The organism is Marinicrinis lubricantis (assembly GCF_042658665.1).
Classification (GTDB): domain Bacteria; phylum Bacillota; class Bacilli; order Paenibacillales; family KCTC-33676; genus Marinicrinis; species Marinicrinis lubricantis.
The window spans coordinates 57890-72812 of sequence record NZ_JBHSQV010000010.1 but is presented as its reverse complement, the minus strand read 5'-3'; the positions used below and the strand labels follow the sequence as shown (position 1 = coordinate 72812).

General features: G+C 48.3%; 11 protein-coding genes. 6 read left to right on the top strand and 5 right to left on the bottom strand.

Going from position 1 to position 14923, the window contains the following annotated elements:
• The first annotated feature begins 46 nt into the window (after nt 1–46).
• Complete coding sequence (gene recQ / locus ACFPXP_RS01880; protein ID WP_379891843.1) at nt 47–1843, top strand: DNA helicase RecQ; 1797 nt, start codon at nt 47–49, stop codon at nt 1841–1843.
• 196 nt (nt 1844–2039) lie between these two features.
• On the opposite strand, the gene ACFPXP_RS01875 is transcribed toward recQ, so the two are convergent.
• Nucleotides 2040–2993: a D-2-hydroxyacid dehydrogenase gene (locus ACFPXP_RS01875; protein WP_379891841.1), complete on the bottom strand. Its 954-nt coding sequence runs from the start codon at nt 2991–2993 to the stop codon at nt 2040–2042.
• A 231-nt stretch (nt 2994–3224) separates the two neighbouring features.
• Between ACFPXP_RS01875 and ACFPXP_RS01870 the strand changes: the two genes are divergently transcribed.
• The 5 genes from ACFPXP_RS01870 to ACFPXP_RS01850 all read left to right on the top strand — a co-directional run bounded on the left by ACFPXP_RS01870 (nt 3225) and on the right by ACFPXP_RS01850 (nt 9858).
• Nucleotides 3225–4397: an acyl-CoA dehydrogenase family protein gene (locus ACFPXP_RS01870; RefSeq protein WP_379891995.1), complete on the top strand. Its 1173-nt coding sequence runs from the start codon at nt 3225–3227 to the stop codon at nt 4395–4397.
• Between the two features lie 60 nt (nt 4398–4457).
• Nucleotides 4458–5657, top strand: coding sequence for an MFS transporter (locus ACFPXP_RS01865; protein ID WP_379891839.1), 1200 nt, complete (start codon nt 4458–4460; stop codon nt 5655–5657).
• A 75-nt stretch (nt 5658–5732) separates the two neighbouring features.
• A complete protein-coding gene (locus tag ACFPXP_RS01860; RefSeq protein WP_379891838.1) occupies nt 5733–6281 on the top strand; it encodes a double zinc ribbon domain-containing protein in 549 nt (182 codons plus the stop codon).
• Between the two features lie 313 nt (nt 6282–6594).
• Complete coding sequence (locus ACFPXP_RS01855; RefSeq protein ID WP_379891837.1) at nt 6595–8175, top strand: glycoside hydrolase family 43 protein; 1581 nt, start codon at nt 6595–6597, stop codon at nt 8173–8175.
• A gap of 96 nt (nt 8176–8271) precedes the next feature.
• Complete coding sequence (locus ACFPXP_RS01850) at nt 8272–9858, top strand: glycoside hydrolase family 43 protein (RefSeq protein WP_379891835.1); 1587 nt, start codon at nt 8272–8274, stop codon at nt 9856–9858.
• 417 nt (nt 9859–10275) lie between these two features.
• Here the strand turns inward: ACFPXP_RS01850 and ACFPXP_RS01845 are convergent, their stop codons facing one another.
• The 4 genes from ACFPXP_RS01845 to ACFPXP_RS01830 form a co-directional block, all read right to left on the bottom strand.
• Complete coding sequence (locus ACFPXP_RS01845; protein WP_379891833.1) at nt 10276–11199, bottom strand: M15 family metallopeptidase; 924 nt, start codon at nt 11197–11199, stop codon at nt 10276–10278.
• Between the two features lie 214 nt (nt 11200–11413).
• Entirely contained in the window at nt 11414–12151 is a 738-nt protein-coding gene (tatC, locus tag ACFPXP_RS01840; RefSeq protein ID WP_379891831.1) for a twin-arginine translocase subunit TatC, read from the bottom strand.
• Nucleotides 12152–12169: 18 nt separating this feature from the next.
• Nucleotides 12170–12400: a twin-arginine translocase TatA/TatE family subunit gene (tatA, locus tag ACFPXP_RS01835; RefSeq protein WP_379891993.1), complete on the bottom strand. Its 231-nt coding sequence runs from the start codon at nt 12398–12400 to the stop codon at nt 12170–12172.
• A gap of 185 nt (nt 12401–12585) precedes the next feature.
• Nucleotides 12586–14886: an AraC family transcriptional regulator gene (locus tag ACFPXP_RS01830; protein WP_379891829.1), complete on the bottom strand. Its 2301-nt coding sequence runs from the start codon at nt 14884–14886 to the stop codon at nt 12586–12588.
• Between the last annotated feature and the right edge of the window lie 37 nt (nt 14887–14923).

Sequence of the window (14923 nt, the reverse complement as noted above, 5' to 3'; positions counted from 1 at the left end):
GCACCATTGCCAGCTTTCATAGAACGATAGAAGTTGGAGGAACCCGATGATTGCTAAAGCGAGGGAGCATTTAAAGAAGTATTTTGGCTATGAGCAGTTTAGAAAAGGACAGGAGCAGCTTATAGCGGCTATATTGGATCAAAGGGATGCATTGGGGGTTATGCCGACCGGAGCGGGGAAATCGGTATGCTACCAAATTCCGGCATCGATTCTTCATGGAGTCACGCTTGTGATTTCACCGCTCATTTCATTAATGAAGGACCAGGTTGATACGCTGAATCAGATTGGTATTCCGACGACACTGATTAACAGCTCCTTATCGGCAGAGGAAGTAGACCAGCGCTTTAAGGAAATACGGGAAGGGCATTATAAGGTACTGTATATTGCTCCGGAGAGGCTCGATTCGGGCAGATTTATTCATATGCTGAAACAGATTCATGTTCCTCTTATTGCTGTGGACGAGGCGCACTGCATTTCGCAGTGGGGGCATGATTTCCGGCCAAGCTATTTACATATCAGTAAGCTGGTGCAGAGCATTGAGCCAAGACCGGTAATCGCCGCGTTTACGGCTACGGCAACCGATAAGGTCAAGGACGATATCGTCCGCTGCTTAGGTTTATTAGGTCCGGAAAGAGTCACAACTGGCTACGCACGAGATAATTTGACCTTTTCCGTTTATAAAGGAATAGACAAACGGAAGTTTATCTCAGACTATGTGAAGCACCGTCAGGAGGAATCCGGCATCATCTATGCTTCGACGCGCAAAGAAGTGGATGACTGCCATCGTTATTTGACAAGACTCGGAATCAAGGCAGGAAAGTATCATGCGGGATTAAGCGATACGGAGCGGATGGAAAGCCAGGAGCAGTTTTTATATGACGATATTCGCGTCATGGTAGCGACCAATGCGTTTGGGATGGGAATCGATAAGTCCAACGTTCGTTACGTCATTCATTACAACATGCCGAGAAATCTGGAAGCTTATTATCAAGAGGCGGGAAGAGCAGGCAGAGACGGTGAGCCTGGGGAATGTATTCTGCTGTACGCTGCTCAGGATACGGCGACGCAGAAATATTTAATTGAAATGTCGGATGCGGATACGGAACGTAAGACGCAGGAATACAACACATTGAATACGATGGTCGAGTACTGTCACACACCGGACTGCCTGCAGAAATATATCGTACGTTATTTTGGCCAAGAGGAGTTTGAGCCATGCGGCAAATGCAGCAGCTGTACGGATGAACGGGATCTCAGCGATATCACGATCGAGGCGCAAAAAATATTTTCATGCGTTTTCAAGATGAACCAGAGGTTCGGCGTGACGCTGACCGCCAAAGTACTCAAAGGCTCACAAGATAAAAAAGTAAAACAGTTTGGCTTTGACCGCATCTCAACCTATGGTGTGATGAAGGAGTATACGGAGAAGGAAATTGTGCAGATGATTCAGGTGCTGACCGCTGAAGGGTACCTGAAAATGTCGGATTCACAGTATCCGGTCATTTCGTTGACGACGAAAGTAAAACCGGTGCTCTCGGAACAGGAGAAAGTGTATCAGAGACTGATGAAGACCCCAACAGATGCGCCTTCGTACATTTCTTCATGGAGCCAGGCTTTATTTGAGGAGCTGAGGCTTTTAAGAAAATCCATTGCAGAACAGGAGAAAACGCCTCCGTTCACCATTTTTCACGATGCTACGCTGCGTGAAATGTCGGAGATGGCTCCTACTTCGGAGCACGCTTTTATGGAGATTAAAGGCGTGGGGGAACGAAAGTTTCAGAAATACGGCCGATCATTCTTATACTGCATTCAGCAATTTCTGGACGAGCATGAGCCTGAATAAGCACTCTAGTCAAAACCTGAAAAAGTGCAGGCCAAATATGACCAATTATTAGGTTGTTCGTATAGGGTTGGAAATCTTGTATGGTCGCAGCCGATTCGTATGAGTTATGTTCAATTTAAAGTCTAATAGACATTGATGATATGACGTAAGGCTGCCCATTCGGGCAGCCCTTCCTTTGATGAACCAGCTCGCCTTCCTAATATTTCTTATCGTAATCAACTACATTGCGGGAAGGGATGCGGTTTTGGATATAAGCCTGCAGGTTTTCGATGAAGATATCGGTCGCCCGTTCATGATAATGCTCGGATAACCCGCCAATATGCGGTGTAATGATGACATTGTCCATTTTCCACAGCGGATGTCCTTCCGGCAGCGGTTCAGGATCGGTGACATCGAGTCCGGCTCCGGCAATTTGACCGGATTGAAGCGCTGCGGTGAGTGCTGCTGTATGGACGCTGGGTCCACGGCCAACATTAATGAAATAAGCGGTTTTCTTCATCAGTGCAAATTGTTCTTCCCTAAACAGATTTTGAGTTTCTTCGGTAAGCGGCAAAATATTGACGACAAAGTCGCTTTGCATCAGTACTTGTTCCATTCCGTTCATGTCAAACATTTGGTCAACATAGGGCTGCTTCTGTCCCGAACGGCGGACGCCCAACGTTTTCATTCCGAATGCTTTGCCAATGCGCGCCACTTCCACGCCAATTTCTCCGGCACCGACGATGCCAAGCGATTGATGCCTCAGTTCGCTGTAGGTTGCGGATTTATCCCACTTTACGCTCTGCTGTCTTCGAACGGAAAAGTGCACATTCCGAGTAAAGGCAAGCATCATCGCAAACACGGTCTCGGTCATTTGAACCGGATGCACACCGCTTGCGTCCGTTATATATACGCCTTTTCGCTGAAGAGCATCGAGCGGCAGCTTATCCACACCCGCCGACCAGGACTGTACCCAACGAAGCTTGGATTCAGCCGCCAAAGCTTCCTTCTCCGCGGATCGGGACCAACCGCATATGATTTCGGCTTCGCCGAATGTTCCCTCATCGAGCTGCTGAGGGCGTGCGAAGATCACATTCCAACCCTGTGCTGACTCGCGGATGCGTGCTTGCTGAGCTGAATTGAATTCAGGCAAGCAAATGATCGTACCCATGGCGTTCTCCTCCTTTAATTAATTTGATGATATGTGATATGTGCAGGTATGGCAAGTTCTGGATGGAGGGTATTGGCACGCCTGAGATAGCGTCCTCGGCATTTCAATCGCGTATCAGCCATAGTATAATGATAGATACACGGTTGGGGCATAATACATTCTTTATATACGAGGCTGCTGTTTAAGAACTCCATAGGAGCAAGGAAGAGTGTGCACGTGAGGAGGAGGCAAATATTGAAGCAATCGACCGATCCATATATTCGAAACGATAGGGAAAGCGAATTGGCCGCGATGGCCGAACGTTTGGCTGATCGGTTCGCGGAAAGATCCGCGAAACATGATCGGGAAGGGTCTTTTCCGTTTGATCATTTTGGAGATCTGAAACAAGCAGGATATTTGAAGCTGACGGTGCCGGCAGAGCTCGGCGGAGATGAAATTTCATTGTATGAGCTGGTGCTTCTGCAGGATAGGCTCGCTTACGGCGATGGTTCAACGGCTTTGGCCGTGGGATGGCATATCGGATTAGTGATGCATTTGAATGCGACGGGCAAATGGCCGCGCGCTTTGTATGAGCAGCTTTGCAAAGATATTGTCTCAGATGGGATAGTCTTCAATTCCTTTGCCAGCGAACCCGCATCAGGGAGTCCGAGCCGCGGCGGGAAGCCGGAGACGACGGCGGTCAGAACAGAAGGCGGATGGTTGATTACGGGAAGGAAGACGTTCAGCACAGCTTCTCCCATTGTCGACCGATTCGTAGTGAGTGCTTATGTGCCGGAGGAAGAACGTGTCTCTGAATTTCTTGTGTTTAAAGGAAAGGGTGTCTCGATCGAGGAGACATGGAACACGCTAGGCATGCGCGCGACAGGCAGTCATGATGTCGTCTTAGATCATGTTTTCGTTTCAAGCGATGCACGAATAGACGCTCAAATCCCTGAGGGGAGAGAGGACGCAGGGGGCTGGCTGCTGCATATACCCGCATGCTATATCGGCATTGCCCGGGCCGCGAGGGATTTCGCATTGGACTTTGCTGGGTCCTACCGGCCGAACAGCCTGTCTGGATCGATCGCAGAGCTGCCCACGGTTCAGCAATCCATCGGACAGATGGAAGCCGAGCTTCGGATCGCAAGGAATTTTCTGTACAGTACAGCGGACCGCTATGATCGACAGACGCAGCATAAAGAGCAGATGAGACCAGACCTGGGTCTGGCGAAATACGCTGCGACGAATGCGGCCATTCGAGTGGTTGATATCGCGATGCGGATTGTCGGCGGCGCCAGTTTGTCCAAGACCTTGCCGCTAGAGCGTTATTACCGCGATGTTCGTGCGGGACTGCACAATCCGCCGATGGAAAACAATATCATGCAGCTGCTTGCAGTCAATGCCTTAAGTGAGCGGAATATATAGCCTGCTGTTGCCCGGATTAGGATCATCAAAACAACATATATAAATAGAATGGGTGGAGAAATGAGTCAGCAAGAGAAACTTTGGAACAAGCCATACTTGATTTTGATCGGATGCAATTTGTTATTGTTTTTTACGCTTCAAATGATTATTACTTCAAATCCAGGCTATATTCGGGAGCAGTATAACGCAAGCGATATGATGGTGAGCTTATTTACCAGCTTGTTCGCTCTATCCGCAATCGCGGCCAGACTGTACGCTGGGCGAGCCATCGGCAAGGGTCACCGGAGCGTGATCTTATTCGCCGGATTAATTATTGCTTGGTTGGCAACGACGGGTTATTACATCACCGGCGGAATGCTGCTGCTTTTGTTCATGAGGATGATTTTCGGTATCGGCTTTGGATTGTCCAGCACCGTCTTTCCGACGATGGCTTCGGATGTTATACCGGCGAAACGGATGGGAGAGGGAATGGGCTATTTTGGACTGTCTACCAGCATATCGATGTCGCTAGGGCCTCTTGTCGGTCTTTTTTTGTTGGAGCATTACAATTTCCAAGTGCTGACGACCGTCGCTGTTGTGATGATTGCGGTGATTTTCCCGCTCGCCTATCTCGTCCGTAAATCCGCCTCGAATCATCATGGTCCCGAGAAGTCGGTACGTGAGGTAGAACAGCCTCAAGGCAGCGTCAAGCGGGCTCTGTTTTTGCCGGCGCTTTTGAATTTCTTGTTAGCCGTCACGTATGGTGGAATTATTAGCTTTATGGCTTTATTTGGGGAAGAGGTGCATTTGTCGGGCGTAGGGGCATTTTTCCTGATCAATGCCATTGCAATCATCATCGTCAGACCCTTTTCGGGAAAAATGTTCGATAAAATAGGCCCTAAAGCCGTACTTCTTCCAGGCGCGGCGCTTACGATCGCCGGTTTGGTATTGTTGTCCTTAGCAACAGAAATGTCCGTACTTGCAGCTGCTGCGATATGCTACGGTGCAGGATACGGATTCATTCAGCCTTCTCTGCAGGCTTGGATGATTCAGAAGGTAAGCCCTGAGAAGCGGGGCGTCGCGAACGGACTGTTCTTGAACTCTTTAGACTTTGGCATTGCGGTAGGAGCTATGGTGCTGGGCATCATTGCATCCGGTACGAGCTATGTCATGATGTACCGATTATCCTCTATCATCATGGTCGTCTTTCTGATCTTATTTATCGTTTCGTTCATCAATACGCGGGCCAAAAAATCGACAAGTAAATCGAATGCTATGTAATAGATTAAAAGCTATCCGGCTGCATTTTGCATCGGCGGTGTCTAGAAATGGTACAAAAGAGAGGAGGAACCGAAGGTGACCAATTTCTTTGATAAGATAAAAAAAGGCGCGCGCGGAGCGGGCAAGAAAGCGCAGGAAACGGTAGAGATCAACCGCATCAAAATGCAAATTAAGACGAAGCAGAAGGAAATCAGCCGTTTGTTCATGTATATGGGCGATGCCCTGTATCAGCATATGAGCAAAGGGGAGAAGGGATCCTTGCCCGGAGCGTGTGTGGATTTAAAACAGGAGCTCGATCGGAAAATTACCGAGAAGGAAGCACTCGAAGAACGCATTCGCGAGCTGAAGCATTTGGCTAAATGCGCATCCTGCGGACAAATCAATGTGCGAGGCGTTAATTTTTGTGCGGAATGCGGACATCCGATGGGCACGAAGCTAGAGGTACAGGACACAAAAATATGGCCGATGCTGGAGCCTCCGAACTATGAAGACGATCCACTGATGCAGGAAGAGCTGTTCGAACAGCAAATGCAGCATATGGAGCGCAGTGAACAGTGCCCGCATTGCGGACATCCTGTATTTCCGGGCAAACGCTTTTGCCATCAGTGTGGACGCGCGAGATAGGCTGCATTTGAATATGATCCGCCCGAGGGCGCCTGAATAAAAGGCGTCCTCTTTGCTTTTCATCTGGTTGGTGTAAACGGAAATCTCATGGCTCATGGGACATGCCCTAAATTCGATGCTTCACTATGACTTGAGACGGTCATGTTCGTCTTACTTCGCAGCCGATAGAGCAAGAAAAGCAATGTTTCTTGTCAAAAAAGCATGATTCTGTGAAGATTTTATCCAAATCGTACGATACAATGAAAACGAATTCAGCATTTTTTTATGACGATGTGAAAGAAAAATTATTGGAATATGGACGGAGGTAGATGTTTTGGCTCAGTTTCGAAATCCGATTATCCCTGGATTTTATCCCGATCCTTCGATTTGTCGTGCCGGGGATGACTACTACCTGGTGACGTCTTCCTTTGAATACTTTCCGGGAGTGCCTATTTTCCACAGCAAGGATCTGGTTCATTGGCGGCAAATCGGTCATGTGCTGGATCGTCCGGAGCAGCTGAACTTGGACGGAACCCCTTGCTCGAAAGGAATTTATGCGGCGACAATCCGTTATCATGAAGGCACGTTTTATATGATTACCACCTTTGTTGAAAGCGCCACCGGGGCGAGAAGGAACTTCTATGTGACCGCGGAGGATCCGGCGGGGGATTGGTCTGATCCGATATGGCTACCGGATGCACCGGGTATCGACCCTTCTTTGTTCTTTGATGATGACGGCAGGTGCTACTGCATGGCTAACCGCCAGCCACCAGCAGGGCAGCAGTATCCGAAGCATATGGAAATTTGGCTGCAGGAGCTCGATGTACGGCAGGGTAAGCTGGTCGGTCCGAAGTACAGTCTGTGGGACGGCGCATTGAAGCAAATTCACGCTCAAGAAGGACCGCACCTGTATAAAATAGACGGCATGTACTATTTAATGATCGCGGAAGGCGGGACAGGGCATACCCATTCGGTGACGATCGCGCGCAGCGCCGAACTGACGGGTCCATACGAGAACTGCAAGCAAAATCCGATTTTGACCCACCGCCATTTGGGGCGGAACGTTCCTATCGTGAATGTTGGACATGCGGATATGGTGCAGACCCAAACCGGAGAATGGTGGATGGTTTGTCTGGGATCAAGGCCATACGGAGGCTATTACCGAAATCTTGGAAGGGAAACTTTCCTCGTTCCCTTCGTATGGGAGAACGGCTGGCCGGTCGTAAATCCGGGCAGAGGAATAGTGGAGCTTGAGATGGAAGGGCCTGATCTTCCTGAGCACCACTGGCCTTCACAGCCGAGCTGCGACCATTTTGAATCGGAGCGGCTTGGTGATATTTGGAGTTTTATTCGTACACCGAGAGGGGAATTCTGGTCTCTCAGCGAGCGTCCTGGATATTTGAGACTGCGGCTAAAACCAGAGCGCGTAACGGACCTCGCCAATCCAAGCTTTATCGGCAGAAGACAGCAGCATATGGACTTTGCTGTTCGTACGGTGATGGAGTTCGAGCCGCAGGCACCGCACGAGACCGCCGGATTGGTACTGCTTCAAAACAGCGACTACCAATACCGAATGGAGGTCACGAGTGCGCTGAATCAGCCGATCCTTCGTTTGATCCAGCGGCGGGGCGGAGAAGAAACGATAATGGCAGAAGAGCGCCTGGAAGGCGTGCAGGGTTGGCAGAAGAAGCTGTATTTGAAGGTTGAAGCGTGGGGACAGAGCTACAGCTTCTACTATGGTACCGAAGCTGAAGCATGGAACCCCCTCGCGGAGAGAGTGGATGGCACGATACTGAGCTCAGATGTTGCGGGAGGGTTTACAGGGACTTATATCGGGCTGTTTGCGAGCGCATGCGGCGAGCTGAGCAGTAATGCTGCTGATTTTGATTGGTTTGAATATACCGCCTTGTCTTAAGGGGAATGAATGTTGTCACTACATATGGATTGATTCACCTTCCGATATGGGCATGTCTTTATAATTTTGCTTTTTAACACGATAGGAGGGCAACCTATGGAATCGATAGAAAAAATGACGAGACGAGAGCCTTGGGTCTCTGATCAAGGAGACGGAACCTTCATCAATCCGGTGCTGCATGCCGACTATTCAGATCCGGATGTGATTCGGGTCGGGGATGATTTCTATATGACGGCTTCGAGCTTCGGTCACATACCGGGACTGCCGATTCTGCATTCCAAAGATTTGATCAACTGGCGGATTATCAACCATGCTATTCAACGGATGCCGCTTGAAGGATATGAACGTCCGCAGCACGGAAATGGAGTATGGGCGCCTTCGATTCGTTATCATGCAGGCAAGTATTGGATTTTTTACGGTGATCCTGATGTCGGCATTATGATGTGTACAGCTGAAGACCCTGCTGGCCAATGGTCGGGGCCGCACTTAGTACAGGAGGGGAAAGGACTGATCGATCCGTGTCCATTCTGGGATGACGATGGTCAGGCTTACTTGGTGCATGCCTTCGCGAGAAGCAGAGCAGGCATCAAGCATATATTAAGAATGTGCCGAATGGCGCCTGATGGAAGCAGGCTGCTGGACGAAGGCCAGATCATCTATGATGGAACAGAGCATCATCCCACGATGGAAGGGCCGAAGATGTACAAGCGAGGCGGCTATTATTATATATTTGCGCCTGCTGGAGGAGTCGCAACCGGGTGGCAGACGATTTTAAGATCGAAGTCCGTCTTCGGTCCTTATGAGGACCGTATCGTGCTTCATCAGGGTGATTCTCCGGTGAATGGACCGCACCAAGGCGGATGGGTCGAGCTTGAATCGGGTGAGTCTTGGTTTATGCATTTCCAGGATAAAGATGCTTACGGGAGAATTGTTCATCTGCAGCCGATGCATTGGGAGAACGACTGGCCCGTGATGGGGGAAGACCGTAACGGAGACGGCATTGGCGAGCCAGTGATGCGCTATCGCAAGCCGGATGTGGGCAAAAACTATCCTGTGGAGACTCCAGCTGCTTCCGATGAATTTGATGCTGCTGAGCTTGGATTGCAGTGGCAGTGGCAGGCTAACCCGAAGAAGGAATGGTACGAGCTTGGGGCAGGGAGCAGCGATCTGCGTCTGAATGCTCAAGCAAAGCCGCACGAAGCAAAAACGATTTACGAAGCGCCGCATCTGCTGCTGCAGAAATTTCCTGCAGACACCTTCTCAGCAACGATGAAGCTGGACGGGAACGGGCTTGTGGAAGGAGATCGCGCTGGCATCATTGTATTCGGCTACAGCTATGCGTATTTAGCCCTCGTAAGAGAGGTCTCCCAGCACGGGGCCACGCAGTGGGTGCTCGTTCAAGCGGATGGAAATGCGGAGCAAGAACAGGAAAAATGGCGGCTTGAGGTTGGAAGCGGAGCATTGTATCTGCGTGTAACGGTAGATAAACAAGCCGGATGTACCTTTGCGTACAGCTTGGACGGCGATTCGTATAATTCGGTTCAGGCACCGGTGTTCAAGGCAGTAGAAGGGCACTGGGTCGGAGCCAAGATGGGACTGTTCGCCCTGCATGCAGGGGAAGGCGAGAAGGGCGGTTATGCCGACGCGGATTGGTTCCGGGTGACACCTCCGCTTGCGGAATAAGCAGAAGAAGAGGGACGATCTCCTTTGCTTATGTGAAAGATTGGTGGAGGCGAAGCTTGTAAAGGATCTAGCTATATTCGATATACAAAGAAACCGTTCCTTTTGTAAATGGTCAGTGTGGTGCTTCCATTTTACCAAGAAACGGTTTTTTTGCGTTTCTATTTTTTAAAAAAAGGGGTGTCCCTTTTTAGTTTATGTCGTAAGGCCAAGTCGAAATCTGAGCAAAGGGTCTCGTATCTGGTGAAGGAGCGTTAGCGTTTGCCGTTGAATGTGGATGGTAACCTTATAAATTCAATCCGAGCATCCACATTCAACAGCAACCGGAACCAGATAGGAGCCCAAACAGCCAAGAAAGTTCGACTACGACTGTAGACATTACTTTTGGGACAGCCCCCTTCTCTCATCGGCACCCCGAAATTACGATCCGGCGTGATCTACAGGAACCGCTTCGCCCAAATACTCTTCCAATGTGATTTGCTGTTCATAAATGTCCGCTGCGATATCCTCGCCGACGTAGCGAAGATGCCAAGGCTCATATTGATAGCCGGTGATCTCCTCTTTGCCGAGCGGATAGCGAATAATAAAGCCATGCTCGTGCGCATGATCTGCGAGCCATTTGGCCTCCTCGGTGTCTCCAAAGCAATCCTGTGCCGCACATTGACCGGTACTGCCGGAAACATCCATTGCCAATCCGGTTTGATGCTCGCTGTGCCCAGGCTGGGCGCTGTACATGTCTGCAGCTTCCTTGCCGTCACGGGCTACATAATTGTTATAGAGCGATTCCTGGGTTGCTCTTGAGCGATATCCGGAGACTCCGGCTAAATAGATGCCGTCCTGCTCGGCAGCCGCAAACATGCTTTCAAGCGCTTCAGCGGCTTCTTTGCGCATTTTACGCTTATCCAGCATTTCATCAAAAATAAAAGGGACATCAGGGTAGACTAAATCATCCGGTTCATAGTCATCCGGCAGCATCGATTGCTTATTGACGAGCACTGCAACGGATTCCGGCTCCGAGGCGACTTGAATTTGCTGTTCTACGCCGCCGGTACCCGGATGACCGGATGAACCGCCGCCGTTAGAGTCCGTTTCCGATTCGTTCTCGGAAGGAGCCTTCTCATCGGGTTCTTCTTCGATTTGCCCTGCGTTGTTATCGCTTGAGGCATCCTCGCCAGTTGAATTTTCAACGATGGGGGACGGCTGATTCTCATTTTGATTCCCTTGGGCCGATTCATTACCATTGTCAAGGCTGTTCGCGTTATCATTCATGCTGCAACCTGCACCTACGGTTAGAAGCGCGGCAAGTGCAAGTGCTGCTGCAATTCGTTTGTGTTTTTGGTACACAGGGGTTCCTCCTCATCCATCAGTTCCTTAAGTTTCGCATTTTCTTATTGTCATATTACGGACGATGCAGCAGATAAAAATGTTACAAGCGCATCGGATGACAAGTTAAGGTTTCTTCAACAAACCTTGTGCATGTTTCATCATAACGCAAGGAAAGCAATTGGCAAAAGGAAAATAATAACAGATGGGGCGGCGGCAAAGAAAAAAGCTGCCTCTAGAAATAGGAGGCAGCTTCGTCGGAATCCGTCTTTAACTGTTTTCGATACACCCATTTGGACAGTGTGATACTGATTTCATAAAGGATGAAGAGAGGGACGATGACGAGGATATCGGAGACAATATCCGGCGGGGTAATGGTCACGGCGATAATGACTAATAAGAAGTAAGCCATTTTTCGCATTCGCGACAATTTCAATGGATTCAGGATTCCGATCTTGGTCAGGAACATAACGACGGCTGGCATTTCGAATAAGATGCCGAAGGGAACCGTCATATGCAGCATAAATCTAAAATATTTCTCAGCCGTATAAAAGGTAAGAAAATTGTCTTCCGCCATCTCGTTTAAAAATTGCAGCACCATCGGAAAAATGACAAAGTATCCGAAAGCGAGGCCAACAATAAAAAGGATGGAGAGAGCGGGTATGTAAGCTAATGCTGCTCTTTGCTCGACAGGGGTTAGTGCTGGCTGAACGAACCTCCAGGTTTGATAAGAAGCGACGGGGATCGTTGCCGCAATGGCGAATACACCGGCGATCATAATGTACACCCAGATGACATCAGACGGACCTAGAATAGCCAGCTGCTGAGGAACGTCTTTGGCCAGTAGTCGGTATAGATCCTTCACGTATAGAAATGCTGCGGCAAAAGCGACGATGAATGTTATGAATGTAATCATTAATCTTTTTCGCAGCTCCTGCAGATGCTCTATCATACGCATGTCGATTTCAGCCATATGGATCACTCAATTCGTTTAAGCTTGTTTTTGCTCTGCAGCGTTTTGGACCGGTTCTTTCTTCGTGTGGTCATCTAAGCGCTCTTTGCTGTCAGAGTCCCCCAACAATTCCTTAGTTCCGTTCTTAAATTCACTTAATGTCCGTCCGAATGCACGTCCTAGTTCAGGCAGCTTGGATGGACCGAAGATGATTAATGCAATAATCAATATCAGCACCAGCCCGCCAATTCCGATATTACCGAAAGGCATCATTACCAACTCCTTCAAGGTTATATGGCTCGCAGAGCGAAAGAGCGTGTCATGCTGTGAATTTTTCTGCTTTCTTTAGCATAAGGATCGAATATAAACGGCATGTTATGATATTGCAAATGTTTTGTAAAAATATTGAAAAGAAAAAAATCGATGCATGAGCATCGATCTGAAAGAGGGCAGTTTCACTGCTTATATTTTTCACGATATTGTCCCGGAGTAATGCCTTCCAGCTTTCGAAAGGAACGGATGAAGTTCTGGGAGTTGTTGTAATGCAGCTGTTCTGCGATGTCCTTTACCGTTTTGTCTGTGGAAACAAGCCATTCCTTTGCTTTATTAAACCGGTATGCGGTTAAATATTCGCTGAATGTCATATTCGTTTCTTTACGGAAAACGCTGCTCAAATAGTTGGCGTTATAGTGCAGCATCGAGGCGCATTTTTCGATCGTGAGGTCCGACGAATATTCCTGATGAATAATATCGATCATTTTCTCCGAAATGTTCTGGTACTGTGAATCTCGGCGGTCGCGGAATGTCTGAATCATCGGCTGAACAATGCGGTGGAAAAACCAATGCTCGATCTCTTGTGTCGTATGCAGCACAAGCAGCTCCTCATACAGCGAACCTTTGATATCCGTATACAAGCTGAGGCTGATGCTCGATTCCTGAATGACCAGCAGAAAGCTGTTAAGCAGCCGGATCAGAGGAATTTGATATTCCTGCGGCGATAGCTCGGCAGCAAAGAGCGCTTCTAAAAATTCATGCAGCAGTTCCTTCGCTTTTTCTTCCTCTGCAAGCTTGATCGCATCGAGCATATCAGCTTCAATGGATTTTGGATATTTCATATGAAGGAAATGCCTGCCGGAGTTGATATTTTCGTAAGGAATGATCACGCCGGATCCGAGCTTAAGACGATGCTTTAAAGCTTCAAGGCCTTCGCGGTATGCGATCGATGCATTTTTTAAGGTTTCGAATGGAAGGCTGATGCCGATGCTGATCTGAAGCTCAAGCAGCTGCTGGATCGTCTGCTGTATCCGCTCGGTAAGCTTGTAAATAAAATTTTGGAAATCGGTCAGCGATTCAGTATCGCTTCCAACGAGTGTGACTTGAGTTTCACTGATAATGACCGGGTTTACACGCTGATCCTGCGGGATGATCTCCTCCATCATATTGTTGATCGCGAACAGGAGCAGCTCCGCATCCTTCTTCTCATAACGTGTACTTTCCAACGCGTCGATTTGTATCGTGAGCACCGCTTTGTAGTTCCAGCTTGAAGCGTATTCGGCATAGCCGAAAAGCTCAAATTTTTCTTGAATCTCCGCCTTTTTTAGCTTTCCATGATATAAGTTGAACAAGAAAAAGGTTCGCACCTGCTGCAAATGCTGCTGCACTTCCAATTCCAATGCCGATTGCGATTGAAACAGACGCTGCATCTGCTCGTCGATAATTTGAAACTCATTCGTTTTTTTCACATTCGTATCCGGCAGCTTATCGGCCAGCTTGCGCATCAAATTCTGGATCGGCGTATACATTTTTTTGGACCCGAGCCATGCAATGACAAGAAATACCAGCACAAGGAGAATACACATGCCTGCCGTATAGATACCGATTTTTTTAGATTGTTCCGTTAAGGCATTAATAGAGGTGTATGACAAATATGTCCAACCATTATACTGCGATGTAATATAGTTGACCGTGAAGGGGCGGTCGTCCAGCGTTACTTTGAACTGCCCGCCTTTCTCTGAAAATTGAATCTCCTGTGTGGCATATCCGGCTTCCGTCAGACTTTTACCGATCAATTCCGGATTCCAATGTGCGAGAATGCGAGACTGGTCATCAAGAATAATCGTATATTCATCCGCGCTGTTTTGCAGCAGATCGGTAATACCGCATACCGGAATATTGGCGATCGCCAGGCCATATTTATTGACATTCAGTGCCGGCAGCTTCTTCACGAGACTGACGACATAATCGCAATTGATAGACTTGACCGTTTCCCCGATATAGAACCACTTGCTGGGCAGAACGGTCCAGCTGCTGTTTTCGGGCAGTGAAAACAGCGTCTGCAAGGGCTCTTGGTATTCGTATTGATCCAGTCTGTACAGTCCGGAATTTTTCATGATCCAGTTTTGATCTGTATTCAGCAGGATTACATCTTCTACTTTTGTATCAAAAGCTTGCAGATTGCTCAGCTCGCTTCTTAAATCGTTATATAACTGAAAATCGACAGCATCCAGCTGACGTTTTAGTGCGGTTTCGATAAGCGTCGACATAATCAGCTGATCCGTAGAATGATTCACCGTTTTTAAAATTTGCTCGACATTCGAGTTCGTTTGCTTCAATAGCTGGAGCTTGCTTCGGCCGACTTGATCCTGAATTTCATTGGAAGATTGAATGTACGAGAATGTGCCGATAAAGATCACGGGCAGCGTACATAAAATACAAGCGAAAGCAATCATCTTTTTGTAAAAGCTGTTAATACCCATAATCCACCACCTGAGGAAAATAAGGGAACAAAACATA

Excerpts from the sequence above, each read along its gene's own strand:
- ACFPXP_RS01850 (WP_379891835.1), top strand. The coding sequence starts at position 8,272 with ATGGAATCGATAGAAAAAATGACGAGACGAGAGCCTTGGGTCTCTGAT.
- ACFPXP_RS01830 (WP_379891829.1), bottom strand. The coding sequence starts at position 14,886 with ATGGGTATTAACAGCTTTTACAAAAAGATGATTGCTTTCGCTTGTATT.
- recQ (WP_379891843.1), top strand. The coding sequence starts at position 47 with ATGATTGCTAAAGCGAGGGAGCATTTAAAGAAGTATTTTGGCTATGAG.
- tatA (WP_379891993.1), bottom strand. The coding sequence starts at position 12,400 with ATGCCTTTCGGTAATATCGGAATTGGCGGGCTGGTGCTGATATTGATT.
- ACFPXP_RS01875 (WP_379891841.1), bottom strand. The coding sequence starts at position 2,993 with ATGGGTACGATCATTTGCTTGCCTGAATTCAATTCAGCTCAGCAAGCA.
- ACFPXP_RS01865 (WP_379891839.1), top strand. The coding sequence starts at position 4,458 with ATGAGTCAGCAAGAGAAACTTTGGAACAAGCCATACTTGATTTTGATC.
- tatC (WP_379891831.1), bottom strand. The coding sequence starts at position 12,151 with ATGGCTGAAATCGACATGCGTATGATAGAGCATCTGCAGGAGCTGCGA.